Origin of the sequence: Duganella sp. CY15W, assembly GCF_009857555.1 — a bacterium.
Classification (GTDB): domain Bacteria; phylum Pseudomonadota; class Gammaproteobacteria; order Burkholderiales; family Burkholderiaceae_D; genus Rugamonas; species Rugamonas sacchari.
Map to the genome: position 1 here is coordinate 459,815 of NZ_WWCQ01000003.1, position 24,653 is coordinate 484,467.

Annotated in this window: 21 protein-coding genes; 12 read left to right on the forward strand and 9 right to left on the reverse strand. The window is 64.8% G+C overall.

Features of this window, described 5'->3' with window-relative positions:
• Positions 1-52 precede the first annotated feature (52 nt).
• From GTP58_RS17050 to GTP58_RS17060, 3 genes are all read left to right on the forward strand, one after another.
• Positions 53-1,306: a cyanophycinase gene (locus GTP58_RS17050; protein WP_161078479.1), complete on the forward strand. Its 1,254-nt coding sequence runs from the start codon at positions 53-55 to the stop codon at positions 1,304-1,306.
• A gap of 64 nt (positions 1,307-1,370) precedes the next feature.
• Positions 1,371-2,777 carry an IgA Peptidase M64 gene (locus tag GTP58_RS17055; protein ID WP_161078480.1) on the forward strand — a complete coding sequence of 469 codons (1,407 nt, stop codon included), beginning with the start codon at positions 1,371-1,373 and terminating at the stop codon, positions 2,775-2,777.
• A gap of 91 nt (positions 2,778-2,868) precedes the next feature.
• Positions 2,869-3,336 (forward strand): hypothetical protein, encoded by a 468-nt coding sequence (locus tag GTP58_RS17060; RefSeq protein WP_161078481.1) that lies wholly within the window; start codon positions 2,869-2,871, stop codon positions 3,334-3,336.
• A 112-nt stretch (positions 3,337-3,448) separates the two neighbouring features.
• On the opposite strand, the gene parC is transcribed toward GTP58_RS17060, so the two are convergent.
• Both parC and GTP58_RS17070 read right to left on the reverse strand, forming a co-directional pair.
• Positions 3,449-5,758, reverse strand: a complete 2,310-nt coding sequence (gene parC, locus GTP58_RS17065) for a DNA topoisomerase IV subunit A (RefSeq protein ID WP_161078907.1) — start codon at positions 5,756-5,758, stop codon at positions 3,449-3,451.
• Positions 5,759-6,024: 266 nt separating this feature from the next.
• Positions 6,025-8,022, reverse strand: a complete 1,998-nt coding sequence (locus tag GTP58_RS17070) for a DNA topoisomerase IV subunit B (protein ID WP_161078482.1) — start codon at positions 8,020-8,022, stop codon at positions 6,025-6,027.
• A 211-nt stretch (positions 8,023-8,233) separates the two neighbouring features.
• On the opposite strand from GTP58_RS17070, the gene GTP58_RS17075 reads away from it, so the two are divergent.
• Genes GTP58_RS17075 through GTP58_RS17085 form a run of 3 tightly spaced genes read left to right on the forward strand, consistent with a single transcriptional unit; the run spans position 8,234 to position 9,920 of the window.
• Positions 8,234-8,554 carry a hypothetical protein gene (locus tag GTP58_RS17075; RefSeq protein ID WP_139260597.1) on the forward strand — a complete coding sequence of 107 codons (321 nt, stop codon included), beginning with the start codon at positions 8,234-8,236 and terminating at the stop codon, positions 8,552-8,554.
• Entirely contained in the window at positions 8,551-9,129 is a 579-nt protein-coding gene (locus GTP58_RS17080) for an AAA family ATPase (protein WP_161078483.1), read from the forward strand. The genes GTP58_RS17075 and GTP58_RS17080 overlap by 4 nt, the downstream gene beginning before the upstream one ends.
• Before the next feature lie 32 nt (positions 9,130-9,161).
• Positions 9,162-9,920 carry a TorF family putative porin gene (locus GTP58_RS17085; RefSeq protein WP_161078484.1) on the forward strand — a complete coding sequence of 253 codons (759 nt, stop codon included), beginning with the start codon at positions 9,162-9,164 and terminating at the stop codon, positions 9,918-9,920.
• Here GTP58_RS17085 and GTP58_RS31100 read toward each other — a convergent pair.
• The 3 genes from GTP58_RS31100 to dapA all read right to left on the reverse strand — a co-directional run bounded on the left by GTP58_RS31100 (position 9,917) and on the right by dapA (position 12,408).
• Complete coding sequence (locus GTP58_RS31100; RefSeq protein WP_202413746.1) at positions 9,917-10,552, reverse strand: hypothetical protein; 636 nt, start codon at positions 10,550-10,552, stop codon at positions 9,917-9,919. The two genes, GTP58_RS17085 and GTP58_RS31100, sit on opposite strands and share 4 nt — an antisense overlap.
• A 270-nt stretch (positions 10,553-10,822) precedes the next feature.
• Positions 10,823-11,425: a hypothetical protein gene (locus GTP58_RS17095; protein WP_161078485.1), complete on the reverse strand. Its 603-nt coding sequence runs from the start codon at positions 11,423-11,425 to the stop codon at positions 10,823-10,825.
• Complete coding sequence (gene dapA / locus GTP58_RS17100; protein ID WP_161078486.1) at positions 11,422-12,408, reverse strand: 4-hydroxy-tetrahydrodipicolinate synthase; 987 nt, start codon at positions 12,406-12,408, stop codon at positions 11,422-11,424. The genes GTP58_RS17095 and dapA overlap by 4 nt, the downstream gene beginning before the upstream one ends.
• 282 nt (positions 12,409-12,690) lie before the next feature.
• Between dapA and kdpF the strand changes: the two genes are divergently transcribed.
• From kdpF to kdpE, 6 genes are read left to right on the forward strand one after another with little or no spacing between them, the layout of a single operon-like run.
• Entirely contained in the window at positions 12,691-12,780 is a 90-nt protein-coding gene (gene kdpF, locus GTP58_RS17105) for a K(+)-transporting ATPase subunit F (protein ID WP_072786137.1), read from the forward strand.
• A 1-nt stretch (position 12,781) separates the two neighbouring features.
• Positions 12,782-14,611 (forward strand): potassium-transporting ATPase subunit KdpA, encoded by a 1,830-nt coding sequence (gene kdpA, locus GTP58_RS17110; protein ID WP_161078487.1) that lies wholly within the window; start codon positions 12,782-12,784, stop codon positions 14,609-14,611.
• A gap of 33 nt (positions 14,612-14,644) precedes the next feature.
• Entirely contained in the window at positions 14,645-16,729 is a 2,085-nt protein-coding gene (kdpB, locus tag GTP58_RS17115; RefSeq protein ID WP_161078909.1) for a potassium-transporting ATPase subunit KdpB, read from the forward strand.
• A gap of 42 nt (positions 16,730-16,771) precedes the next feature.
• Positions 16,772-17,371, forward strand: a complete 600-nt coding sequence (kdpC, locus tag GTP58_RS17120) for a potassium-transporting ATPase subunit KdpC (protein ID WP_161078488.1) — start codon at positions 16,772-16,774, stop codon at positions 17,369-17,371.
• A 15-nt stretch (positions 17,372-17,386) separates the two neighbouring features.
• A complete protein-coding gene (locus tag GTP58_RS17125) occupies positions 17,387-20,203 on the forward strand; it encodes a DUF4118 domain-containing protein (RefSeq protein WP_161078910.1) in 2,817 nt (938 codons plus the stop codon).
• Between the two features lies 1 nt (position 20,204).
• Complete coding sequence (kdpE, locus tag GTP58_RS17130; protein WP_161078489.1) at positions 20,205-20,900, forward strand: two-component system response regulator KdpE; 696 nt, start codon at positions 20,205-20,207, stop codon at positions 20,898-20,900.
• 7 nt (positions 20,901-20,907) lie between these two features.
• On the opposite strand, the gene GTP58_RS17135 is transcribed toward kdpE, so the two are convergent.
• The 4 genes from GTP58_RS17135 to GTP58_RS17150 form a co-directional block, all read right to left on the reverse strand.
• Complete coding sequence (locus GTP58_RS17135) at positions 20,908-21,822, reverse strand: GNAT family N-acetyltransferase (protein ID WP_161078490.1); 915 nt, start codon at positions 21,820-21,822, stop codon at positions 20,908-20,910.
• 102 nt (positions 21,823-21,924) lie between these two features.
• Positions 21,925-23,094, reverse strand: coding sequence for a VWA domain-containing protein (locus GTP58_RS17140; RefSeq protein ID WP_161078491.1), 1,170 nt, complete (start codon positions 23,092-23,094; stop codon positions 21,925-21,927).
• Position 23,095: 1 nt separating this feature from the next.
• The gene (locus tag GTP58_RS17145; RefSeq protein WP_161078492.1) at positions 23,096-23,701 is read right to left on the reverse strand and encodes a GNAT family N-acetyltransferase; all 606 of its coding nucleotides are present in this window, start codon (positions 23,699-23,701) and stop codon (positions 23,096-23,098) included.
• Positions 23,698-24,546, reverse strand: coding sequence for a MoxR family ATPase (locus GTP58_RS17150; protein ID WP_072786145.1), 849 nt, complete (start codon positions 24,544-24,546; stop codon positions 23,698-23,700). Before GTP58_RS17150 ends, GTP58_RS17145 begins: the two co-directional genes overlap by 4 nt.
• Between the last annotated feature and the right edge of the window lie 107 nt (positions 24,547-24,653).

Here is a 24,653-nt window from a genome sequence, read left to right on the forward strand (position 1 = left end):
ATATTAATGGGACGGCGCCGCAAGGCCTCGTCCCATTTTCTTTGGAGCCGGTATGCGTATGGCGGTCAAATTCCTGTTACAGATTGCGTTGTTGCTGGCCATGCCGCTGGGCGCCGCTGCCGCCGGCAAGCAGGCTGGGTCTTCCATGCCGACGCCGGCGGCCGATGGCCCGCGCGGTTCGCTGGTCATCATCGGCGGCGGCCTGCGGCCCGACAACGACGCCGTCTGGCAGCGCATCGTGCAGCTGGCGGGCGGCAAGGGCGCGCGCATTGCGGTTTTCGCCTCGGCCGCGGCCGACCCGGCGCCGGTGGCGGCGGCGATTGTCGATTACCTCAACCGCTACGGCGCCGATGCCTTCCAGGTGCCGCTGGCCGTCAAGCTGGCCGACAGCGACTATCGCAAGGCGGCCGACGACCCGCTGCTGGCCGATGCCGTGCGCGGGGCCGGAGGCGTGTTTTTCTCGGGCGGCGACCAGGCGCGCATCACGCAGGCGCTGGTGCGCGAGGACGGCAGCCGCAGCGCCGTGCTGGACGCGGTGTGGGAGGTGTACCGCAAGGGCGGCGTGGTGGCTGGTAACAGCGCCGGCGCGGCGGTCATGAGCACCACCATGTTTTATGCGCCCAAGACCGTGTTTGCCACGCTGCGCGGCGGCGTGCGTGACGGCGAGGAAATCGCACCGGGCCTGGGCTTTATCGGCGACGACGTGTTCGTCGACCAGCATTTCCTGGTACGCGGGCGCTTTGCGCGCATGATTCCGGCCATGCTCAAGAAAGGCTATAAATTCGGCCTCGGCATCGATGAAAACACCGCGATGGTGGTCGATAGCCGGCGGCGTGTGGAAATCATCGGCAGCAAGGGCGCGCTGCTGGTCGACCTGTCGCAGGCCACCACCGATGCGGCCAGCGCCGGCTTCAATATCGCCAATGCGCGCATCAGTTATCTGGATAATGGTGACCTGTATGATCTGGCCACGCATACGTTTACACCGTCTGTCGCCAAGGCGGGCGGACGCATGCAGGCGCACCAGGCGCTGGTGGCCGATCCCGTGTTTTCGCCGGATATCCTGGGCCGCAACGCGCTGGTGCAGCTCATGGAAAGCCTCATGAACAACCGCCGCAACGAAGCGATCGGGATTGCCACCAGTGGCCGCAACACGCCGCTGCCGGAGCTGGGCTTCCAGTTCACGCTGAGCAAAACGCGCGACAGCGTCGGCTACGCGTCTGCCGCGCCGCAAAGCTACTCGATCCTCAATATGCGCCTGGACATCCGCCCGCTCGACATCGGCCAGTCGCTGCGCACCCAGTAAGCTCGCCGCCGCAGCGGGACCGGTCTACAATGGCGCTCACATTTCAACTGACCGCAGGACCACCATGATCCGCTATCTCTCCTCTTTGCTGGCGCTGGGCGCATGCGCTTCGGCGCTGGCCGCGCAACCGGCCACCGTCCGCCTCGACTATCTCCACAGCGGCAACGCGCTGGATGAACACTACGCCATGGAGCGTGTGGTGATCGAGCCATTGCCGTGGCCAGGCAATCTGTCGCAGACCATCGACAACACCAACCGTGGCAACAACCTGGTGGAAGTGGTGGATGCCAAGACCGGCAAGCTGCTGTACTCGCGCGGCTTCTCGACTGTGTTTGCCGAGTGGCGCAGCACCGAGGAGGCGGCGCGCATCAACCGCGGCTTCCAGGAGTCGGTGCGCTTTCCCAAGCCTGAAGCACCCGTCAAAGTCCGTATCCTCAAGCGCGATGAACGCAATCTGTTCTCGGTGGTCTGGACGGCCGACGTCAACCCGGACGCGATGGATGTGATCCGCAAGCAGCCGCCGGCGCCGGTCAAGCCGATCGGCATTCGTGTCAACGGTCCGTCCGAAGACAAGGTCGATCTGCTCATCGTCGGCGATGGCTATACCCAGGCCGACATGAAGAAATTCGAAGCGGCTGCGCGCCGCCTTGCCGACCATCTGTTCGACACCTCGCCGTTCAAGGAGCGCGCCAAGGACTTCAACGTCTGGGCCATTGCGCTGCCGACCAGCGAATCGGGCGTGTCGCGCCCATCGACTGGCGTGCACCACGCCTCGCCGATCGGCGCCCGCTACGATATCTTTGGCAGCGAACGCTATGTGCTGACCACCGATAACCGCGCGCTGCGCGAACTGGCGCAGTACGCGCCGTATGAGTTCATTGAAATCCTGGTCAATAACGAGACCTATGGCGGTGGCGGCATCTTCGGCCAGTTCAGCACCGCGGCGGCGGACAATGACTGGGCCAACTATCTGTTCGTGCACGAATTCGGCCACCACTTTGCGGGTCTGGCCGATGAGTACTACACGTCGCCGGTGGCCTATGCCACCGGCGGCGAGCGCCGCGAACCGTGGGAACCGAATGCCACGGCGCTGCACGATCCGGCCAATATCAAGTGGAAGAAGTTTGTGAAGGAGGGCACGCCGCTGCCGACGCCATGGCCGAAGGAAGCCTATGAAACAGCATCGCGCGCCTACCAGAAGGAGCGTGCGGCGCTGCGCACCAATAACCGTCCCGAGTCCGAGATGAGCGCTTTGTTTACGCGCGACCTGAAGCAAAGCACGGCCTTGTTCTCGCCCGATCCGCAGCGCCACACGGTCGGGGCGTTTGAGGGGGCCAACTATGAAGCCACCGGCTATTACCGGCCAGAGATGCAGTGCATTATGTTCGACCGCAGCGAGCAATTCTGCGCCGTGTGCGCGGACGCGATTACCACCATCATTGACCTGTATTCCCGGCCGGCAAAGCAATAAGGCGGTTTAGTACGCTAGCGTACAGAGTGTTGAGCTCAGCAGGAATAAGCTGTGTCTCACGTACTCCAACAACACCGAAAGGGATCACATCATGAACAAAATTATCGCCGCTCTGATCGCAGGTCTGTTCGCTACCGCCGCTTTTGCTCAAACCTCGGACGTCGCCAAAGCGCAAGCTGACGCGAACAAGGACGTCGCCAAGGCCGAACAGAAAGAAATGAAAGCGGATGCCAAGGCTGACAAAAAAGCCCACAAAGCTATCGCCAAGGCTGACAAAACCCATGACGAGCAGTCGGCCAAGGTAGCCGTGGAACAGGCGAAAGCCAACGAAAAAGTGGCCAAGGCTGATCCTGAAGACAAAGCTAAAGCTGCCGCCAAAGGCGACAAGGCTGTAGCGAAAGCGGAAGAAAAAGCTGAGAAAAAAACCGTGAAAGCAGACGCGAAAGCGATCAAGGAATCGGTTGATGCTACCGCTGACAAAGCGCTGGCTGCCAATAAAACCGCTGCGACCAAAGCCAAGGCTGACGCCGAAGTGAAAGAAGCCGCTGCCAAGCACTAAGCTTAAGCGCTAACCCGCAAGGCGTTAAAAAGGGTCGGACCCCATGCGGGGTCCGACCCTTCGTCTTTTGCGTGAGCCGCAGTGCCAATCGGCACATCAGGGGACGTGCGGCTTAGACGATAGGCACTAACCCCGTTGGCTTGATTTTGGTGGCCAGCTCTTTGCCTTTGCGTGCGCGTTTGCCGAAGTGGACGGCCAGCGCGGATGCGGACAGTCTTTCTTCCTGCGCTTTGCCGCCACGTCCGGTGCCGTACACGGTCACGCCTTTCTGGCTGATCGGCTTGGCCGACAACAGGGTTTCCTTGTCGGCCAGTTCCATCAGGATCACGCCGCGGCCGCCGTTGGTCAGCACCTTCATTTCGTCCATGCCGAATACCAGTACGCGGGCGCCGGAAGACAGTACGGCGACTGCGCTGGCGGTGTCCGGGATCACGGTCGGCGGCAGCGGGGTGTCGCCGTCGTCCAGCGTGATGAAGGATTTGCCGCCTTTGATGCGGCTGACCATGTCGCCAGCCTTGGTCTCGAAGCCAAAGCCTGCGCTGGTAGCCAGCATCAAGCGTGTGGCGGCGGCGCCTGCGAAGTAGTGCAGGATGCGGGCGCCCGGCGCCAGGTCGATCAGGGTGGTGACCGGCACGCCGTCGCCGCGCGCGTTTGGCAGTGCGGCTACTGGCACGGAATACACTTTGCCGTTGCTGCCGAAGGCTAGCAGGTTGTCGACGGTGCGGCATTCAAACGCGCCGTAGAGGGTGTCGCCGGCTTTGAACGTGAACTGGGTGGCGTCGTGGCCGATGCCGGTACGGGCGCGTATCCAGCCTTTTTCCGAGATGATGACGGTGACCGGTTCGTCCACTACTTTCTGTTCGACCACGGCTTTCTGTGCTTCTTCGATCAGGGTGCGGCGGGCGTCGCCGTAGGTCTTGGCGTCGGTTTCGATTTCCTTGATGATGGCGCGCTTCATCGACGCTGGGTTGTCCAGCAGGTCTTGCAGCACTTGCCGGTCTTTGCGCAGTTCGGCCAGTTCCTGTTCGATCTTGATCGCTTCCAGGCGCGCCAGCTGGCGCAGGCGGATCTCGAGGATGTCTTCGGCCTGGATCTCGCTCAGTTTGAAGCGGGCGATCAGCGCCGCTTTCGGTTCGTCCGAATTGCGGATGATGTGGATGACTTCATCGATGTTGAGCAGGATGGTCTGGCGGCCTTCCAGGATGTGGATGCGCGCGTCGACCTTGCCCAGCTTGAACTGGGTGCGGCGGGTGACGGTGGCAAAACGGAAGGTGATCCACTCCTGCAGGATGTCGGTCAGGCCTTTCTGGCGCGGACGGCCATCGCCGCCGATCATCACCAGGTTGATCGAGGCCGAGGATTCCAGCGAGGTATGCGCCAGCATCATCAGCATGAATTCGGTCTGGTCCTGGTTTTTCGATTTCGGTTCGAACACCAGGCGCACTGGCGCCGCGCGGCCCGATTCGTCGCGGATGGTGTCGAGCGAATTAAGGATCAGCGATTTGAGCGCCAGCTGTTCCGGCGTCAGGGTTTTTTTGCCCAGCTTGATTTTCGGGTTGGTCAGTTCTTCGATTTCTTCCAGCACCTTTTGCGACGAGGTACCCGGCGGCAGTTCGGTGACCACGGCCTGCCACTGGCCACGCGCCAGTTCTTCGATCTTCCAGCGTGCGCGCACTTTCATCGAGCCGCGGCCGGTGGCGTACATGTCGGCGATCTGCGATGGCGGGGTGATGATCTGGCCGCCGCCCGGGAAGTCGGGGCCGGGCACCAGCGCCATCAGCTCGCTGTGGCTGATCTTGGGATTGCGGATCATGGCGACGGCGGCCTGCGCCACTTCGCCCAGGTTGTGCGACGGGATTTCGGTGGCCAGGCCGACTGCGATGCCGGAGGCGCCGTTCAGCAGCACCATCGGCAGGCGTGCTGGCAGCAGGCACGGTTCTTCGGTCGAGCCGTCGTAGTTGGCCTGGAAGTCGACGGTGCCGAGGTTGATTTCGTCCAGCAGTACTTTGGCGATCGGGGTCAGGCGCGCTTCGGTGTAGCGCATCGCGGCGGCGCCGTCGCCGTCGCGCGAGCCGAAGTTGCCCTGGCCGTCGATGAGCGGGTAGCGCAGCGAGAAGTCCTGCGCCATGCGGACCATGGCGTCGTACACCGACTGGTCACCGTGCGGGTGCAGCTTACCAAGGACATCGCCGACCACGGTGGCCGATTTGCGCGGCTTGGCGGTGCTGTTCAGGCCCATTTCGTTCATTGCGTACAGGATGCGGCGCTGTACCGGCTTCTGGCCGTCGCAGACGTCGGGCAGGGCGCGGCCCTTGACCACGGAGATGGCGTAGTCGAGGTAGGCGCGTTCGGCAAACGTGGACAGGGTCAGCGAGTCGCTGCCGTCGCCATCATCGCCGCCGCCCGGCGGGCCGCCGAACATGCCGCCGTCGCCGCCATCGCCATTGCCGTCGTTGCCATTGCCGCCGCCGCTGGCGCCATCGCCGTTGCCGTCAGCGCCGCCATCGTCCGCGCTGGCATCGCTGCCGGCTTCGATGGGGGCGGGTTGGCCGTGGGCGTGAGCTTCTGCGGGCGCGTGGACCGGTGCGCTGGCGGTGCTGGCCGCTGGCGCAGCCTGGCCGGCGGCCGAGCCCTGGGCCGGCGCCGGTTCGTCAAAGAGATTTGCTTGAGTCATAGTGTGGTTCTATATCAGATATCTGCGTCGGCTTCGTTGCCGTGTTCTTCGATCCAGGCGCGGCGCGCGGCCGCTTCGCCTTTGCCCATCAGCATATTGAAGCGGGCGGCCGATTCGCTGTGGCCATAGCCACCCAGCGATACCGGCAGCAGGCGGCGCGTGTCCGGGTTCATGGTGGTTTCCCACAGCTGTTCGGCGTTCATCTCGCCCAGGCCCTTGAAGCGCGAGATCGACCAGGCGCCTTCCTTGAGGCCGTCCTTGCGCAGCTTGTCCTCGATGGCCACCAGTTCGCCGTCGTCGAGCGCATACAGTTTCTGGATCGGTTTCTTGCCGCGCGCCGGCGCGTCAACGCGGTACAGCGGCGGACGGGCGATGCAGATATTGCCGTTGGCGATCAGGCCCGGGAAGTGGCGGAAGAACAGGGTAAGCAACAGCACCTGGATGTGCGAGCCGTCGACGTCCGCATCCGAGAGGATGCAGATTTTGCCGTAGCGTAGGCCGGACAGGTCGGGCGTGTCGGTGACGGTGTGCGGGTCGACGCCGATGGCCACCGAGATGTCGTGGATTTCGTTGTTGGCAAACAGGCGGTCCTTGTCGGTCTCCCACGAGTTGAGCACCTTGCCGCGCAGCGGCAGGATGGCCTGGAATTCCTTGTCGCGGCCCATCTTGGCCGAGCCGCCCGCCGAGTCGCCCTCGACCAGGAACAGTTCGGTGCGGTCGGCTTCATTGGATTCGCAGTCGGTCAGCTTGCCCGGCAGGACGGCCACGCCCGAGGATTTTTTCTTCTCGACTTTTTGCGCCGAGCGCAGACGCGATTGCGCCTGCTTGATGACCAGTTCGGCCAGCTTTTTGCCGTAGTCGACGTGGTGGTTGAGCCACAGCTCCAGCGCCGGCTTGGAGAAGGTCGAGACCAGGCGCACGGCGTCGCGCGAGTTCAGGCGCTCCTTGATCTGGCCCTGGAACTGCGGGTCCAGCACCTTGGCCGACAGCACGAAGGAGACGCGCGCAAACACGTCTTCGGGCAGCAGCTTGACGCCCTTGGGCAGCAGCGAGTGCATCTCGACGAAGTTCTTGACGGCGCCATACAGGCCGTCGCGCAGGCCCGATTCGTGGGTGCCGCCGTTGGGCGTCGGGATCAGGTTCACATACGATTCGCGCACGATGGCGCCCTGTTCGGTCCACGCCACCACCCACGACGCGCCTTCGCCTTCGGCAAAGCCTTCGGCGTCCGGGCCGGCAAACTGTTCGCCCTCAAACAGCGGGATCAGGGTTTCGCCGTCGGTGGCTTGCGCCAGCGCTTCGGTCAGATAGCCGCGCAGGCCGTCGTTGTACTGCCAGGTCTGCGATTCGCCGCTTTTGGCATTGGCCAGCGTGACGGTGACGCCCGGCAGCAGCACGGCCTTGGAGCGCAGCAGGCGTTGCAGCTCGACCTGCGAGATGGCCGAGGAGTCAAAATATTTGGCGTCCGGCCAGACGGTGACGCGGGTGCCGGATTTCTTGGCATCGCGCGGCGCCACCACCGACGACAGCGGCTCGACCACGTCGCCATGTTCGAACGCCAGATTGTGCAGGCCGGTGCCATTGGGCTCCTTGCGCCACACGGTGATTTCCAGGCGCTTGGACAGCGCATTGGTGACCGACACGCCAACGCCGTGCAGGCCGCCCGAGAAGGCGTAGGCGCCGCCCTTGCCCTTGTCGAATTTGCCGCCCGCGTGCAGGCGCGTAAATACGATTTCCACGGTGGGCACGCCTTCTTCCGGGTGCAGGCCGACCGGGATGCCGCGGCCGTCATCTTCCACCGTGACGCTGCCGTCGGCGTTCTGCGTGACGATGATGTTTTTGCAATTGCCGCCCAGCGCCTCGTCGGCGGCATTGTCGATCACTTCCTGAATGATGTGCAGCGGGTTCTCGGTGCGGGTGTACATACCCGGGCGTTGCTTGACGGGTTCCAGGCCCTTGAGGACGCGGATGGATGATTCGCTGTAGTCAGAAACTGGTTTTTTAGTGGCCATACGGAGCAAGCTTGATATTTTGATACTGGGTTTATGTACAGTTCACGGATTGTTTGCGTATTCTATCCTCAACTGCGCAAACTGCGCGGCAAAAATTGCGCACTGCGCAATTTATACACGATGTTTACAACGCCAGCCCGCCTTTTTAGACCGTTTTTACGCGCCGGTCGATAAGCTTTCCCCTATCGAAACGATGAACGGGAGGTAAGCCATGCACGCCTTTTTCCACACCCAGGCCGCCCAGCGCCGCGTCCCCAAGGCCGCCGAAGCGCGCGCCCGCAGCCCGCGTCCGTGCCTGCTGCAGCTGACGGTGGAGGTCGAGGCCCTGAGCGCATTGCGCGCGCTGGTGGCCCGTACCTGTGGCGATGCCCTGCAGTTCATGCGCGTGGAAGTGTGCGACCACGGCGCCCGCGTCAAGGTCTGGCTATGCCTGTCGCGCGTGCTGGCCGGGCAGGTGATGGCGGCCGTGATGCGCGCCTTGCCGGGCGCGGAATTCGGCCGTCTGACGCCGCTGGCGCAGAGGTCAGCATGATTATCGCCATTGCCAGCCCCGGTGGCGGCGCCGGCAAGACCATCGTTGCCAACAACCTGGCGCTGCTGCGCGCGCGGGCTGGCCGCAAGGTGATGCTGGTCGATACCGACCCGCGCGCGGCGTCCTGCGCCTGGTGCAGCGAGCTGGCGGCGGCCGGCGTATTGCCGCGCTTTGCCGCGCGCGCGATTACCGGCCGCGCGCTGCTGGACGAACTGGAACTGCTGCGCGTGCGCTACAACGACATCGTGATCGACACCGAAGGCCGCGACACGGCCGAAAGCCGCGCTGCGCTGATCGCCGCGCGGCTGGCGGTGGTGCCGGTGACGCCCGAACAGGTCGACCTGGCCAGCCAGTACAAGCTGATTGCCCGACTCAATTCTGCGCGCATGTTCAATCCGGGCCTGCGCGTGCTGTTTGTTCTGGTTGGCGGCGCCGACGCGCCCAGCGACGAGGAGCGCGCCGCCGTGCGCGCCTACGTGGCGCGGGTGATGTCGGCCACGCTGGCCAGCACTGTGATTCACGGCGCCGCGCCAGCCGATATGGACGCGCTGTACCGCGAAGTTTTCAACCACTGAACCATTGAACCACTGATAGAAGAAAGTAGAACATGAAAAAGTTAGTACTCGCCGCCGCCGTTGTTACCGCCTTGACCACGATCGCGGGCGGCGCCCGCGCCGAAGATGCCGCCGCGCCAGCCGCTGCGGCGCCGGACAATGCGGTCAGCTTCAACGCTGCGGTGATCAGCGATTACCGCTATCGCGGCATTTCGCAGACGCGCTTGAAACCGGCCTTGCAGGGCGGCGTGGATTATGTGAACAATCCGACCGGCCTGTATGTGGGTGCTTGGGCCTCGACCATCAAGTGGATCAAGGATGCGGGCGGCGATGGCAATGTGGAGCTGGACGTGTATGCCGGCAAGCGCGGGCAGGTGACGGCTGACGTGTCCTACGATGTCGGCGTGCTGACTTATGTGTATGCGTCTAACGCGCTGCCGGTCAATGCGAATACCACGGAAATTTACGGCCAGCTGGGTTATGGCCCGGCGTATGTGAAGTATTCGCATGCGACCACCAATCTGTTTGGCATCGCTAACAGCAAGAACAGTGGTTATCTGGATGTGGGCGCGAATATCGATGCGGGTGAGGGCTGGACGGTGAACCTGCATGCGGGCCGCCAGGAAGTGAAGCATAACGATGCTTCTTCCTATACGGACTGGAAGCTGGGCGTGACCAGGGACTTTGGCGTGGTCACCGGCGCGCTGGCTGTGATCGGCACCAACGCGGATAAAAACGCCTACGCCTCGCCAGCCAACGGCAAGTTCCTTGGCAAAACTGCGTTGCAGCTGACCGTCAGCAAGGTCTTCTAGGACGAGGGTTGGCGCGCAGCGGCCGAATGTTTGCGGCGGCTGCGCCGTTTACCGTGCTTGTGGCGCTTGCCAGCTGGAGCAGATTTGCTTTTGGCGGGTTTGGCGGCCACCTGCACGGCGGGAAGCGCCGATGTTGTCGCTGGTATTTGCGCTGGCGCTGGCGCGGTGTTGCTCGTAGCCGTATTGGCGCCGAACAGGCGTGCAATGGCGGCTTTGTGCTGCGCGCGGCAGACGTCGGCCAGCACCCATAGCTCGCTGCCCGGGAAACGCAACCAGACGGCTTTCCAGGCGTTGCGGTTGCCGCTGCCTTTGAGGTTGGCAAAGCCCGATGGCGACACGGCTTGTTCGCCATATCTGATTTCTGCTCCCTGTACGACGGCAAAATAGTGGGTGCGGCCAAAACTGGCGCGCAACCTTGTGCCATCGGGCAGAAACAGCTGCTTCCACTGGTAGCCATCGTCCACTGTTGCTGCCTGCTCGGCCGGCGCGGCAGGAGCTGGGTTGATATAGGCGCGGATCGCGTCGCAGATGATGGGTTCAAGCTGAAAATCCGGCCAGAAGAATCCGGAGTGTGCGCCCAATTCTTCCAGTACATCGGGAGGCAGGTGGATGATGCAATTGTAGGTATTCATCAGGGCATGCATATGGGGTCTCCCAGAAAGGCGGTTTTACTAAGCGCTGCTAGTTCCTCCTAAGGAGTACTACTGTGCGCTATCGCTTACTAAAAATGACCGGTGGAACGCTAAATCGGTCGGTCTTTAGTATTAGAGCCATTGCACGATTTTTAGTTCCGCGTTTAGCGTTCCGTAGGTCGAAATATTAGTAATGCGCGCCAGTTAGCAAGAGATAGGCAATTTTAGTAAAACCGGTAAAAAAAGAACCCCCCATGCATGTCCTCCCGCTTACAAAGGGCAGGCGCGCGGAAACAGCGCGCTGGCGCAGGCGGCCGCTGGCAGAGGGCGGAAGACTTCCTGATAGAGGTGGCGCACCTCAGGGGCACACAGCTTACGATCCTGCTTGTGGACTGCCAGCGCCAGTTCACTGTGGCGCGAGTGATAAGTATCGTGGCCGTCCTCAAGCACCAGCGTATCGGCCAGGCGCGCCTGCGGCAGCTGGGCGACAAACACCAGCAGACAGCCGGCCTGATGCGCCGTTAGCGGCAGGCGGCCATGGGCGACCGTCACCAATATCCGCACGCAAGGATTCACGGATTGCAGACGCTTCAGGCGTGCCAGCATGGCGGCGCCGTCGTCGCGTTCCAGCGACTCAGGGCGCAGCAGCACCAGCACCACGCTGGCGCGGGCCAGCGCGCTGGCCGGGGTGCTGCAGTCCGCCGGGTGCGCCGCGTTCACCACCAGATCGTCGTAGAGCTGCGCATCGTAAGGGCCGGGATTGGGCGCCACCAGCAGCACACGCTTACCGGCGGCCACGCGCAGCATGGCCAGATCCTCCGCCAGATCGGCGACCGCGCTGTCGCCATCCACACCAGTGAGGGCGACGATCATATGGCCGCCATGGCGTGTGCCAGCGAATAGCGGGCTGCCGCCACCGACATCGCCGATGCCGATGCCGACGCCGATGACGCTGAAATTGACGACTCGGTGCGGTAAGCCGGGATGCTGTCCAGCGCCGCCAGCGCGGCGGCCAGCTTTTCCCTGCAAGCCGCCGTAGCGGGCACCATCGGCAGCCGCAGCTCATCGCGCAGCAAGCCTTGCATGCTCAGAGCCGCTTTCAATGGCGCCGGATTCGGCTCCGAGAACAGCAGTTGCATCATGGGCAGCAGGCGCGCCGACAGGGAACGTGCCTCGGCCAGCCGCTGTGCGCGTACCAGATCGTACAGCTGCACATACAAATCCGTGCGGATGTGGGCGGACGCAGAAATCGCCCCGTGTGCACCGCCGCATAAGGCCGAAAACAGCAGCACATCGTCGCCGCACAGCACCGACAGCGGCGTGTGCTGCACCAGATCCGCCATCTGCTGAAGGCTGCCGCCGGCTTCCTTGATGGCGGCAAACTGCGGGCGTTCCGCCAGCCTACGCGCCGTGGCCAGCTCCAGGTGGACACCAGTGCGCGCAGGCACGTTGTACAGCACGATGGGCCGGGCGGTGGCGTCGGCAATCGTCTCAAAATGGCGCAGCAAGCCTTCCTGCGACGGCCGCACATAGGCTGGCGTGGAGACCAGATAGCCGGCCAGGTCCTCGTCGTCAAACTCCAGCACGCGGCTGGCGGCGGCAAAGGTATCGCTGCCGCCTATGCCCATGAGCACCGGGCAGCGCTTGCGCGCGACTTCCAGCACGGCCGCCAGCGCGGCGCTCTGTTCGGCCAGATCCAGCTGCGGCGCTTCGCCGGTGGTGCCGGATACCACCAGGCCGTGGGCGCCGTCAGCGATTACGCGGTCCGCCAGGCGCTGCAGCAGCGACAGATCCAGCTCGCCGTGATGCATGGGCGTGACCAGTGGCACCCAGATGCCGTGTAAACAAGTGTCCATGATGTTCCTACGTCGTTGCGATGCCACCAGCGTAGCCCTGCGCCCGTAAAAATGGTCTAAAGAGTCGCGCGCCGGGCGTAAAGAAAACATAAATTTTTACGGTTTGTTTACACCCCTCCGGCAAGTCTTTACAAAATCTTTAGACCCTTTTGGCTAACCTTCACAGCATCAAAACAAGACCTGTGAGGGTGTGATGGACTTTATATTTTTGGCAGCGACGCTGCTGTTCTACGCAGTGACCGTGGCCATGGCCGCCGGTTGCGACAAGCTGGGAGGCCAGCCATGAACACGTTCTATGTGATCGGCGCGATTGCCGCTGCCGGCCTGCTGGTCTACCTGGTGGTGGCCCTGCTCAAAGCGGAGGACCTGTAATATGACCACGCAATCGATCGTTTTGCTCATCGTCTTCCTGGCTGTGCTGCTGGCGCTGGCCTGGCCGCTGGGCATCCTGCTGACCCGCGTCGGCAACGGCGACGCCGGTACCAGCCCGCTGCCCGGCTTCGGCTGGCTGGCCCGTGTGGAACGTCTGATCTACCGCGCCGCCGGCATCGCCGGCCAGGATGGCAAGGTCGCTGGCCAGGGCTGGAAGTCTTATGCTTTCGCGCTGCTGCTGTTTAGCGTGATAGGCGCGCTGGTTACCTATGGCCTGCAGCGCGTGCAACTGTGGCTGCCCCTGAATCCCCAGGCGATGGCCAACGTCAGCCCGGATTCCGCGTTTGACACCGCCGTGAGCTTTGTCGCCAACACCAACTGGCAGGGCTACGCCGGCGAGCAGACCATGAGCTACCTGACCCAGATGCTGGTGCTGGCGGGCCAGAACTTCTTCTCGGCCGCCACCGGGATTGCCGTGGCCTATGCGCTGATCCGCGGCTTTGCCTCGCGCTCGGCGCAGTCGATCGGCAATTTCTGGGGCGATGTCACGCGTTCGACGCTGTACGTGCTGCTGCCGCTGTCGCTGATCCTGTCGGTATTCCTGATGGGCCAGGGCGTGATCCAGAACTTCTCGGCCTATCAGGACGTGCAGCTGATCGACCCGGTCACCTACACCCAGCCGAAAGTGGGCGCCGATGGCCAGCCGCTCAAGGATGCCAAGGGCGAGCCGGTCACCGAAACGCTGACCGCCACTACCCAGAACATCGCCATGGGTCCCGTCGCCTCGCAGGAAGCCATCAAGATGCTGGGCACCAATGGCGGCGGCTTCTTCAACGCCAACTCGGCGCACCCGTATGAAAATCCTACGGCGCTCAGCAACTTTGCCGAGATGCTGGCCATCTTCCTCATCCCGGCCGCGCTGTGCTTTGCGTTTGGCCGCATGGTCGGCGACCAGCGCCAGGGCTGGGCCGTGCTGGGCGCGATGACGGTGCTGTTTGTGGTCTGCACCTGCGTGCTGATGGGCGCCGAACAGACTGCCCACCCGGGCCTGCAGGCCTTGAACGTCGACCAGTCGGCCAGCGCGCTGCAGTCGGGCGGCTACATGGAAGGCAAGGAAACCCGCTTCGGCATCAGCGCCTCGTCGCTGTTCGCGGCGGTCACCACCGCTGCCTCGTGCGGCGCCGTCAACGCCATGCACGACTCGCTGACGCCGGTCGGCGGCCTGATACCGATGCTGCTCATGCAGTTCGGCGAAGTGATTTTCGGCGGCGTCGGCACCGGCCTGTATGGCATGCTGGTATTTGCCATCCTGGCCGTGTTCATCGCCGGCCTGATGATCGGCCGCACGCCGGAATACCTGGGCAAGAAGATCCAGTCGTATGAAATGAAAATGACCTCGATTGCCATTCTTGTCACGCCGACGCTGGTGCTGGCCGGTACCGCGATTGCCGTGCTGTGCGAGGCGGGCAAGGCCGGCATCGCCAACCCGGGCGCGCACGGCTTCTCGGAAATCCTGTACGCGTTCACCTCGGCCGCCAACAACAACGGCAGCGCGTTTGCCGGCCTGTCCGCCAACACGCCGTTCTACAACACCATGCTGGCGATCGCCATGTGGTTCGGCCGCTTTGCCATGATCGTGCCGATCCTGGCGATTGCCGGTTCGCTGGCCGGCAAGCAGCGCCTGGACGCCAACGCCGGCACCATGCCGACCCACGGCGGCATGTTCATCGGCCTGCTGTGCGGCATCGTGGTACTGGTCGGCGTGCTCAATTACGTGCCCGCGCTGGCGCTGGGTCCCGTCGTCGAACACTTGCAGCTGTTTGCAAAATAAGGAGTCACCATGTCACAAGCAACGCAAAAAGAGATGACCCTCTTTACCAACCCACCGGCCCAGAAACTGCGCATGTTCGACTCGCAGCTGGTGGTCCCTGCCATCGTCGACTCGTTCCGCAAGCTGCACCCGCGCACCCAGCTGCGCAGCCCCGTGATGTTCGTGGTGTATGTCGGCAGCATCATCACCTCGCTGCTGGCGGTGCAGGCGCTGACCGGCCAGGGCGAAGCGCCGGCCGGCTTCATCATCGCCGCCTCGGTGTGGCTGTGGTTCACGGTACTGTTTGCGAACTTCGCCGAAGCGCTGGCCGAAGGCCGCAGCAAGGCGCAGGCGGCCTCGCTGCGCAGCCTCAAGCAAACCGTCACCGCCAAGAAGCTGGCCACGCCCAAGCATGGCACCACCTGGCTGCCGCAGGCGGCGCTGGACCTGCGCAAGGGCCACTACATCCTGGTCGAAGCGGGCGACGTGATCCCGATCGACGGTGAAGTCATCGAAGGCGTGGCCTCGGTCGACGAAAGCGCCATCACCGGCGAATCGGCGCCCGTGATCCGCGAATCGGGCGGCGACTTCTCGTCGGTGACGGGCGGCACGCGCGTGCTGTCGGACTGGCTGGTAGTCAAGGTCACGGCCAATCCCGGCGAGACCTTCCTCGACCGCATGATCTCGATGGTGGAAGGCGCCAAGCGCCAGAAGACGCCCAACGAAATCGCGCTGACGATACTGCTGGTGGCGCTGACCATCGTGTTCCTGGTGGTGACCGTGACGCTGCTGCCGTTCTCGCTGTTCTCGGTGGCTGCCGCCGGTGCCGGTACGCCCGTCACTATCACCGTGCTGATCGCGCTGCTGGTGTGCCTGATCCCGACCACCATCGGCGGCCTGCTGTCGGCCATCGGCGTGGCCGGCATGAGCCGCATGATGCAGGCCAATGTGATTGCCACCTCGGGCCGCGCGGTGGAAGCGGCGGGCGACGTCGACGTGCTGCTGCTGGATAAAACCGGCACCATCACGCTGGGCAACCGCCAGGCCTCGGCCTTCGTGCCGGCGCCCGGCGTCAGCGAGCAGCAGCTGGCCGACGTCGCGCAACTGGCCTCGCTGGCCGACGACACGCCGGAAGGGCGCAGCATCGTGGTGCTGGCCAAGCAGAAGTTCAACATCCGCGAACGCGAAATGGCCACGCTGAACGCCACGTTTGTGCCGTTCACCGCGCAGACGCGCATGAGCGGCGTGGATATCGCCGGCCGTGAAATCCGCAAGGGCGCAGCCGACACCGTGCGCAAATACGTCGAGTCGCTGGGCCAGCCCTATCCGGCCGACACCGCGCGCGCGGTCGACGACATCGCGCGCCGCGGCAGCACGCCGCTGGTGGTGGTCGATGGCGGCCGCGTGATGGGCGTGGTCGAACTCAAGGACATCGTCAAGGGCGGCATCAAGGAGCGCTTTGCCGAGTTGCGCCGCATGGGCATCAAGACCGTCATGATCACCGGCGACAACAAGCTGACCGCCGCCGCGATTGCCGCCGAAGCGGGCGTGGACGACTTCCTGGCCGAAGCCACGCCTGAAGACAAGCTCAAACTGATCCGCAGCTACCAGGCCGAAGGCCGGCTGGTGGCGATGACCGGCGACGGCACCAACGACGCCCCGGCGCTGGCCCAGGCCGACGTTGCCGTGGCCATGAACTCCGGCACCCAGGCCGCCAAGGAAGCGGGCAATATGGTCGACCTGGACTCGAATCCGACCAAGCTGCTGGAGATCGTCGAAATCGGCAAGCAGATGCTGATGACGCGCGGCTCCTTGACCACGTTCTCGATCGCCAACGACATCGCCAAATACTTTGCCATCATCCCGGCCGCGTTTATCGGCACCTTCCCGCAACTGAAGGCGCTTGACGTGATGCAGCTGGCCAGCCCGGCGTCGGCCATCATGTCGGCGGTGATCTTCAACGCCCTGATCATCGTGGTGCTGATCCCGCTGGCGCTCAAGGGCGTGCAGTACCGCGCGATCGGCGCCGTGGCCCTGCTGCGCCGCAACCTGCTGCTGTACGGCGTGGGCGGCATCATCCTGCCGTTCATCGGCATCAAGGCCATCGACCTGCTGCTGACCGCCTTCCATCTCGTTTAATCCATCTGCCCCCGCGCTGCGGGGGCGCTACAAGGAGCCATCATGGCATCGCAACTGCGTCCCGCCCTCACCATCTTTGCCGCCCTGACGCTGGTCTGCGGCGTACTGTATCCGCTGGCCGTGACCGGCATCGGCAGCGCCGCGTTTAACGCGCAAGCGGCCGGCAGCATCGTAGAAGTCAACGGCAAGGCGGTCGGCTCGTCGCTGATCGGCCAGGCCTTCACCTCGCCGCAGTACTTCTGGGGCCGGCCATCGGCCACCGCGCCCATGCCCAACAACGCCGCCGGCTCGGGCGGCGCCAACCAGGGACCGACCAATCCCGCCCTGATCGACGCCGTCAAGGCCCGCATCGACGCGCTGCACGCGGCCGAAACGGCCAGCGGCGTGCCATCCGGCGCCGCCATTCCCATCGACCTGGTCACCGCCTCGGCCAGCGGCCTCGATCCCGACATCAGCGTGGCCGCGGCGCGCTACCAGGCCGCGCGCATCGCCGCCGTCCGCAAACTCAGCGCCGAACAGGTCGCCGCCCTGATCGCGGCCCACCAGCAGCAGCAGTGGCTGGGCTTCTTCGGCGAACCGCGCGTCAACGTGCTGGCGCTGAATCTGGCGCTGGACCGCGCCAAGCCCTACGTGAAAGGGTAAAATCCGCGCATGGCCATGTTCCCCTCCGACCCCGTCCGTCAGGATCCCGCGCGACCTGATCCCGATGCGCTGCTGGCGCAGGTGCAGGCGCAGGAGCGCAAGGCCGCGCGCGGCAAGCTGCGCATCTACTTTGGCGCCTCGGCCGGCGTCGGCAAGACCTACGCCATGCTGGCCGCCGCGCGCAAGCTGCAGGACAGCGGCCAGCCGGTGCTGGTGGGCGTGGTGGAAACCCATGGCCGCATCGACACCGCCGCCATGCTGGCCGGGCTGGACCTGCTGCCGCTGCGCGCGATCGAGCACCGCGGCAAGCGCATCGCCGAATTCGACCTCGATGGCGCACTGCAACGCCAGCCGCCATTGATCCTGATGGACGAACTGGCGCACTCCAACGCGCCCGGCTCGCGCCACCCCAAGCGCTGGCAGGACGTCGAAGAACTGCTGGAAGCGGGCATCGACGTGCTCACCACCGTCAACGTCCAGCACCTGGAAAGCCTCAACGACGTGGTGGGCGGCATCACCGGCATCCGCGTCGGCGAGACCGTGCCCGACACCGTGTTCGACCAGGCCGACGAAGTGGTGCTGGTCGACGTGCCGGCCGACGAACTGCTGGCACGCCTGCGCAGCGGCAAGGTGTACCAGGCGCCGCAGGCCGAACGCGCCGCCAAGAACTTTTTCCGCAAAGGCAACCTGATCGCGCTGCGCGAGCTGGCGCTGCGCCGCACCGCCGACCGCGTCGAAGACGACGTGCGCGCCTACCGCGTCGAACAGTCGATAGCCGACATCTGGAAGACCGGCGCCGCGCTGCTGGCCTGCGTGGGACCGCGCGCGGACGGCGAACACACGGTGCGCAGCACGGCGCGCCTGGCCGGCCAGCTGGGCACCGGCTGGCACGCCGTGTACGTCGAGACGCCGGCCCTGCAGCGCCTGCCCGCAGCCCAGCGCGAGCACATCCTCAAATCGCTCAAGCTGGCCGAAGAACTGGGCGCCACCACCGCCGTGCTGTCTGGCCAGGACATTGCGCTGGCGGCGCTTGACTATGCGCGCAGCCACAACCTGTCCAAACTCGTGGTCGGCCGCGGCCACCGCACCTGGCCGTGGCGCGCGCCGCACATCAAGCGGCTGGCGCAGTTCGCACCGGACCTGGACCTGATTGAAATTGGCGTACCGCGCAACGAGGCGGCCATGCCCCGTACTGACACCAGCGACGGCGATGGCCACGGTGGCCGGGAGCAGGGCAGCAGCGATGGCCTGGGCAGCGCAGGCGCCGAACTGGCCGGCGTGGCGCTCGACCAGCGCCGCCCGGCCACCGGCTACCTGATCGCGGCCGGTGCCAGCATCGCCACCGCGCTGGCGGCCACGCCGCTGCTGGCCTACCTCGACCTGGCCAACATCGCCATGCTGTTCCTGCTGGTGGTGGTGCTGGTGGCCGTGCGCTATGGCCGCGGACCGTCAGTGCTGGCCACCTGCGTCAGCGTCGCCTGTTTCGACTTCTTCTTCGTGCCGCCGCGCTTCACGCTGGCCGTCAGCGATTTCCAGTACGTCATCACCTTTGTGGTGATGCTGGCGGTCGGCCTGATCACCGGCCACCTGACCTCCGGCCTGCGCTTCCAGGCGCGCGTCGCCTCGCAGCGCGAACGCCGCTCGCGCGCGCTGTACGAATTTGCGCGCGAACTGTCCGGCGCTCTGCAGACCGAGCAAATCTTCGACACCACCCAGAGCGCCATCCAGCGCGCATTCCGCGCCCGCGCCACGCTGCTGCTGCCCGACGACGACGGCCGCCTGCAAGCGCCCACGCTCAACGCCAGCGACAGCGCCACGCGCACCCACCTGTCCGTGCTGGACACCGGCATCGCCCAATGGGCGTTCGACCGCGCCGAAGCGGCCGGCCTGGGCACCGGCACCTTGCCGGCCAGCCGCATCTTCTACCTGCCGCTGGTGGCGCCGATGCGTACGCGCGGCGTGCTGGCGATCGAACCCGAGCAGCGGCGCTGGATCCTGATTCCCGAACAGCGCCAGCAACTCGACACGTTTGCCGCGCTGGCCGCCATCGCGCTGGAGCGCGTGCACTACATCGAAGTGGCGCAGAACGCGCTGGTCAGCATGGAATCCGAACGCTTGCGCAACTCGCTGCTGGCGGCGCTGTCGCACGACCTGCGCACGCCACTGACCTCGCTGGTCGGCCTGTCCGAAGCGCTGGCCGGTTCGCGTCCGGCGCTCAGCGAGGCCCAGCAGGCGAGCGCCCAGGCGCTGCACGACGAAGCACGGCGCCTGAGCACCATGGTGGCCAACCTGCTCGACATGGCGCGCATCCAGAGCGGCGACGTGCAGTTCAACCTGCAATGGCAGCCGCTTGAAGAAGTGGTGGGCAGTGCCTTGCGCGCCTGCACCGCCGCGCTCCAGCAGCACCGCGTCAGCACCCGCCTGCCGGCCGACCTGCCGCTGCTGCGCTACGACGCCGTGCTGATCGAGCGCGTGCTGGCCAACCTGCTGGAAAACGCGGCCAAGTACACGCCGCCGGGCGCGCGCATTGAAATCAGCGCCGCGCTGCACGGCGCCTGGATCAACGTCATGGTTTATGATGACGGCCCGGGCCTGCCGCCCGGCCGCGAAGAAGCGCTGTTTGAAAAATTTACGCGCGGCGAACGCGAATCGGCCAAGCCCGGCGTCGGCCTGGGACTGGCCATCTGCCGCGCGATCGTCAGCGCGCATGGCGGCAGCATCCACGCCGCCAGCGGCCATGGCGTCGCCAGCCCGGCCTCGCCGCTGGGCGGCGCCGCCTTCACCTTCACGCTGCCGCTGGGCACACCACCGGCCATGCCGGACGAGGAATAAGATGAACGACACCGCGCCGACCGCCCTGCTGGTCGAAGATGAACCGCAGATCCGCCGCTTTGTGCGCGCCGCGCTGGAAGAAGAGGGCTGGCAGGTGCACGAAGCGCCGGGCCTGCAGCGCGGCCTGATCGACGCCGGCACCCGCAAGCCCGACCTGATCGTGCTGGACCTGGGCCTGCCCGACGGCGACGGCATCGACTTCGTCACCGACCTGCGCAAATGGTCCAGCGTGCCCGTGATCGTGCTGTCGGCGCGCGTCAGCGAAGCCGACAAGATCCGCGCGCTCGACGCCGGCGCCGACGACTACCTGACCAAGCCCTTTGGCACCGGCGAACTGCTGGCGCGCGTACGCGCCACGCTGCGCCGCCAGCGCCAGCCGGCCGCCGACAGCGCGGGCCTGGTACAGTTCGGCGACATCGCCGTTGACCTGCAGCACCGCCGCGTCACGCGCGCGGGCGCACACGTGCACCTGACGCCGACCGAATACCGCCTGCTGGCGGTGCTGGTGGCCAATGCCGGCCGCGTGATGAGCAACCCGCAGCTGCTGCGCGCCGTGTGGGGGCCGTCGCAGGCCGAGAACGGCCACTACCTGCGCATCTACATGGGCCACCTGCGCCACAAGCTCGAAGCCGACCCCACCCAGCCGCGCTACCTGCTGACCGAGACTGCGGTCGGCTACCGCCTGCAGCTGCCGTAAGCGCGCCTCAGCTGCGCGCCATGACCTGGTAGCCGCGATGGTCGCCCAGCGGCTGGAAGCTGCGCCGCTGCAGCATCTGCATCATGAGCGAACCGGCATGGCAGGCCACCACCAGGCTGCGGTGCTGGTAATGGGTGCAGAAAAAGTTCACCAGCGCCGCGCCGACGCCGCGCTGGCGGAAGCGCGGCGCCACCGACACCGCATGCAGCTCGCGCTCCGGCCCCTTGTTGCCATCCAGTCCCAGCACCATCATATAAGCGGCCAGTTCGCCGTCCATCTCCGACACCCAGAACTCGATCGGCACCACGCTCTGGCCGCCGGTCCACAGCTCGCGCATGGCCGCGCCTTCCGTGATGCCCTGGCGGAAAGCGTCGGCCAGCGTGGCCTGGCGCGCGCTGTCGGTGACCGCCGCGTCAAAGCCGCCGGCCTCGCCGGCCAGCGTGGTCAGCTGGACGATGGCCGGCACGTCGGCCAGCACCGCGCGGCGGATCGTGGCTTCCAGCCGGTGGCGATGGCGTGCCAGCCTGGCCTTGCGCTGCAGGCTGCTGCTGTGGCGCAGCAGGCGCTGCACCAGATCGCGCACCTGCCATGTCAGCAGCGCTGCCAGACCGTAAAAGGCGGCGCTTTGCAGCAGGTCGTACAGCAGCATGGCGGCGCCGTCGCGCTGGCGCATCAGATAGAAGTCCAGCACGCGCGCGCCGCTCGCGCCCAGCACCGCCAGCAACGTCGCGCCACGGCCCAGACGCCAGGCGCACAATGCCACCGGCAGCATATAGAACGGCGAGAACGACAGCGAGGCGCCGCTGCCGATATCGAGCACGAAGATCAGGGCCAGCAGGCCGGTGGCGCATACGGCGACCTCGCGCGCACCTGCGCGCCGCAGCCGCCGCACCATAGCAGAAGAGAGGAATGGACGAAACATGGCGCCAGCCTAAGGGCTGAACTGCTGAGCTGCAACTTGATTCTTGTATAGAATTGTTTCGCGTTTTTCCTAATCGATAAGGCTTTTGCTGCTATGTAAATTCTATTTGCTCAGGGTACGCATGGCCCGTTCCAGGCCATCCATGGTCAGCCCGAACATGCGGTTGTTCATGAGCTGGCGCATGATGGACACCGACTGCCGGTATTGCCAGATGCCTTCCGGTTCCGGATTGAGCCAGACGAATTTCGGGAACGCCGCCGTGAAGCGCGCCAGCCACACGCTGCCGGCCTCCTCATTGTTATATTCCACCGAACCGCCCGGTTGCAGGATTTCGTACGGGCTCATGGTGGCATCGCCGACAAAAATCAGCTTGGTGTCGGGCGGATACTTGCGCAGGATGTCCCAGGCCGGGAAGCGCTCGGCATGGCGGCGCCGGTTGTTCTTCCACAGGTGGTCGTAGACGCAGTTATGGAAGTAAAAGAAGTCCATATTCTTGAACTCCGACTTGGCCGCCGAGAACAGCTCCTCGGTGCGTTCGATGTGATCGTCCATGGTGCCGCCGACGTCAAACAGCATCAGCACCTTGATGTTGTTTTTTCGCTCAGGCTGCATCTTGATATCGAGGTAGCCGGCATTGCTGGCGGTGGCGCGGATGGTGTCGTCGAGCGCCAGTTCCTCGGCCGCGCCGTGGCGCGCAAACTTGCGCAGGCGGCGCAGCGCCACCTTGATGTTGCGCGTGCCGATTTCACGCTCGCCGTCGTAATCCTTGTAGCTGCGCGCCTCCCACACCTTGACCGCGCTGCGGTTGCCGCCTTTGCCACCGATGCGGATGCCTTCCGGATTGGTGCCGCCATGGCCGAACGGCGAGGTGCCGCCGGTGCCGATCCAGCGGTTGCCACCTTCGTGGCGCTCCTTCTGCTCCTGCATGAGTTCACGCAGCCGGTCCATGAGCTTGTCGTAGCCGAATTTCTCCAGTGCCGCGATCTGCTCCGGCGTCAGCTCGCGCTTCATGCGCTGCACCAGCCAGTCGAGCGGAATGCTGGCCTGCTCGTCAAACACCGCGTTGATGCCCTTGAAGTACTGGCCAAACGCGCGGTCGAACTTGTCGAAGTGGGCCTCGTCCTTGACCAGCGTCAGGCGCGCCAGATAATAGAAATCGTCCAGCGAGGCGGTGATGACCTGCCGCTGCATCGCCTCCAGCAAGGTCAGGAACTCCTTGATGGTGACCGGGATTTTCGCATCCTTGAGCGTGAAGAAAAAATCGATGAGCATGTCAGCGCACTCCGTGCCGGGCCAGCTTGTCGCGCAGGTGGGCCTTGACCTCCGGCCATTCGCCGGCCGTGATGCTGTACATCACCGTATCGCGCACCGTGCCGTCGCGGCGCACCGCGTGGTGGCGCAGCACGCCATCCTTTTTCGCGCCCAGGCGCTCGATAGCCGCCTGCGAGGCATGGTTGAAATTGTCAGTGCGCAGGCCCACCAGCGCCGCGCCCAGCGTTTCAAACGCGTGGGTCATGAGCAGCAGCTTGCAGGTGGTGTTGACGTGGGTGCGCTGGTGGCGTTTGCCATACCAGGTATAGCCGATCTCGAGCCGGCCGATGGCGGGCACGATGTCGTGGTAGCTGGTCGTGCCCATGAGCGCACCGCTGGCCGCGTCCACCACGGCAAAGGCCAGCCGGGTCGGCCGCTGCTCGATGGCCTTATGGATATAGGCGTCCACCTCGTGCGGCTCCGGCACCGAGGTCACGCGCAACTGCCACAGCGCGCCGTCTTCCGCAGCGGCGCGCAGCGCGGGCGCGTGGTGCAGGCCCAGCGGCTCGAGGCGCACGCCATGCAGCGTCAGCGTGAGCGGCAGTGGCGTTTCGAACGATGCGCTCATCGGTTGGCCCGTACCATGCTGATCAGGCGCTCGAACAGGTGGACATCCTGCTCGTTCTTGAGCAGCGCGCCATGCAGCGGCGGCACGATGGCTTTCTGGTCCTGGCTGCGCAGCGCCTCGGGCGGAATGTCTTCCGCCATGAGCAGCTTGAGCCAGTCGAGAAATTCCGAGGTGGACGGCTTCTTCTTGAGACCCTGCACCTCGCGCACCTCGTAAAAGGTCTGCAGCGCCTGCGCCAGCAGCTCCTGTTTCAGCTGCGGATAGTGCACGCGCACGATCTGCTCCATGGTGTCGCGGTCGGGGAACTTGATGTAGTGGAAGAAGCAGCGGCGCAGGAACGCGTCCGGCAGCTCCTTCTCATTGTTGGAGGTGATGATCACCAGCGGGCGGTGCGTGGCCTGCACCATCTCGCGCGTCTCGTAGACGTAGAACTCCATGCGGTCCAGTTCGCGCAGCAGGTCGTTCGGGAACTCGATGTCGGCCTTGTCGATTTCATCGATAAGCAGCACCACCGGCGCGGGTGCGGTAAACGCCTGCCACAGCACACCCTTGACGATGTAGTTGTGGATATCGCGCACGCGCTCGTCGCCAAGCTGGGAGTCGCGCAAACGCGACACGGCGTCATATTCGTACAGGCCCTGCTGCGCCTTGGTGGTGGACTTGACGTGCCACTGCATCAGCGGCATGTTGAGCGCGGCCGCCACTTCCTCGGCCAGCATGGTCTTGCCCGTGCCCGGCTCGCCCTTGATCAGCAGCGGACGCTGCAGCGTGAGCGCGGCGTTGACGGCCAGCTTCAGATCATTGGTGGCGACGTACTGGTCGGAGCCTTCAAAACGTGCTTGCATGGGGGATATCCAGAGTCAAAAAGATCAAACAGTATAGAAGGAAACGCTAGAGGCCGGGCTCGGGACGCGGCTGGGACCCGTGTTGTTTATAAAAAATACTTAGGTTA

What these genes read in the sequence shown, in the direction of transcription:
- GTP58_RS17050 (WP_161078479.1), top strand. Translation starts at nt 53, where the DNA reads ATGCGTATGGCGGTCAAATTCCTGTTACAGATTGCGTTGTTGCTGGCC.
- GTP58_RS17055 (WP_161078480.1), top strand. Translation starts at nt 1,371, where the DNA reads ATGATCCGCTATCTCTCCTCTTTGCTGGCGCTGGGCGCATGCGCTTCG.
- GTP58_RS17060 (WP_161078481.1), top strand. Translation starts at nt 2,869, where the DNA reads ATGAACAAAATTATCGCCGCTCTGATCGCAGGTCTGTTCGCTACCGCC.
- parC (WP_161078907.1), bottom strand. Translation starts at nt 5,758, where the DNA reads ATGTTCGGCGGCCCGCCGGGCGGCGGCGATGATGGCGACGGCAGCGAC.
- GTP58_RS17070 (WP_161078482.1), bottom strand. Translation starts at nt 8,022, where the DNA reads ATGGCCACTAAAAAACCAGTTTCTGACTACAGCGAATCATCCATCCGC.
- GTP58_RS17075 (WP_139260597.1), top strand. Translation starts at nt 8,234, where the DNA reads ATGCACGCCTTTTTCCACACCCAGGCCGCCCAGCGCCGCGTCCCCAAG.
- GTP58_RS17080 (WP_161078483.1), top strand. Translation starts at nt 8,551, where the DNA reads ATGATTATCGCCATTGCCAGCCCCGGTGGCGGCGCCGGCAAGACCATC.
- GTP58_RS17085 (WP_161078484.1), top strand. Translation starts at nt 9,162, where the DNA reads ATGAAAAAGTTAGTACTCGCCGCCGCCGTTGTTACCGCCTTGACCACG.
- GTP58_RS31100 (WP_202413746.1), bottom strand. Translation starts at nt 10,552, where the DNA reads ATGAATACCTACAATTGCATCATCCACCTGCCTCCCGATGTACTGGAA.
- GTP58_RS17095 (WP_161078485.1), bottom strand. Translation starts at nt 11,425, where the DNA reads ATGATCGTCGCCCTCACTGGTGTGGATGGCGACAGCGCGGTCGCCGAT.
- dapA (WP_161078486.1), bottom strand. Translation starts at nt 12,408, where the DNA reads ATGGACACTTGTTTACACGGCATCTGGGTGCCACTGGTCACGCCCATG.
- kdpF (WP_072786137.1), top strand. Translation starts at nt 12,691, where the DNA reads ATGAACACGTTCTATGTGATCGGCGCGATTGCCGCTGCCGGCCTGCTG.
- kdpA (WP_161078487.1), top strand. Translation starts at nt 12,782, where the DNA reads ATGACCACGCAATCGATCGTTTTGCTCATCGTCTTCCTGGCTGTGCTG.
- kdpB (WP_161078909.1), top strand. Translation starts at nt 14,645, where the DNA reads ATGACCCTCTTTACCAACCCACCGGCCCAGAAACTGCGCATGTTCGAC.
- kdpC (WP_161078488.1), top strand. Translation starts at nt 16,772, where the DNA reads ATGGCATCGCAACTGCGTCCCGCCCTCACCATCTTTGCCGCCCTGACG.
- GTP58_RS17125 (WP_161078910.1), top strand. Translation starts at nt 17,387, where the DNA reads ATGTTCCCCTCCGACCCCGTCCGTCAGGATCCCGCGCGACCTGATCCC.
- kdpE (WP_161078489.1), top strand. Translation starts at nt 20,205, where the DNA reads ATGAACGACACCGCGCCGACCGCCCTGCTGGTCGAAGATGAACCGCAG.
- GTP58_RS17135 (WP_161078490.1), bottom strand. Translation starts at nt 21,822, where the DNA reads ATGTTTCGTCCATTCCTCTCTTCTGCTATGGTGCGGCGGCTGCGGCGC.
- GTP58_RS17140 (WP_161078491.1), bottom strand. Translation starts at nt 23,094, where the DNA reads ATGCTCATCGATTTTTTCTTCACGCTCAAGGATGCGAAAATCCCGGTC.
- GTP58_RS17145 (WP_161078492.1), bottom strand. Translation starts at nt 23,701, where the DNA reads ATGAGCGCATCGTTCGAAACGCCACTGCCGCTCACGCTGACGCTGCAT.
- GTP58_RS17150 (WP_072786145.1), bottom strand. Translation starts at nt 24,546, where the DNA reads ATGCAAGCACGTTTTGAAGGCTCCGACCAGTACGTCGCCACCAATGAT.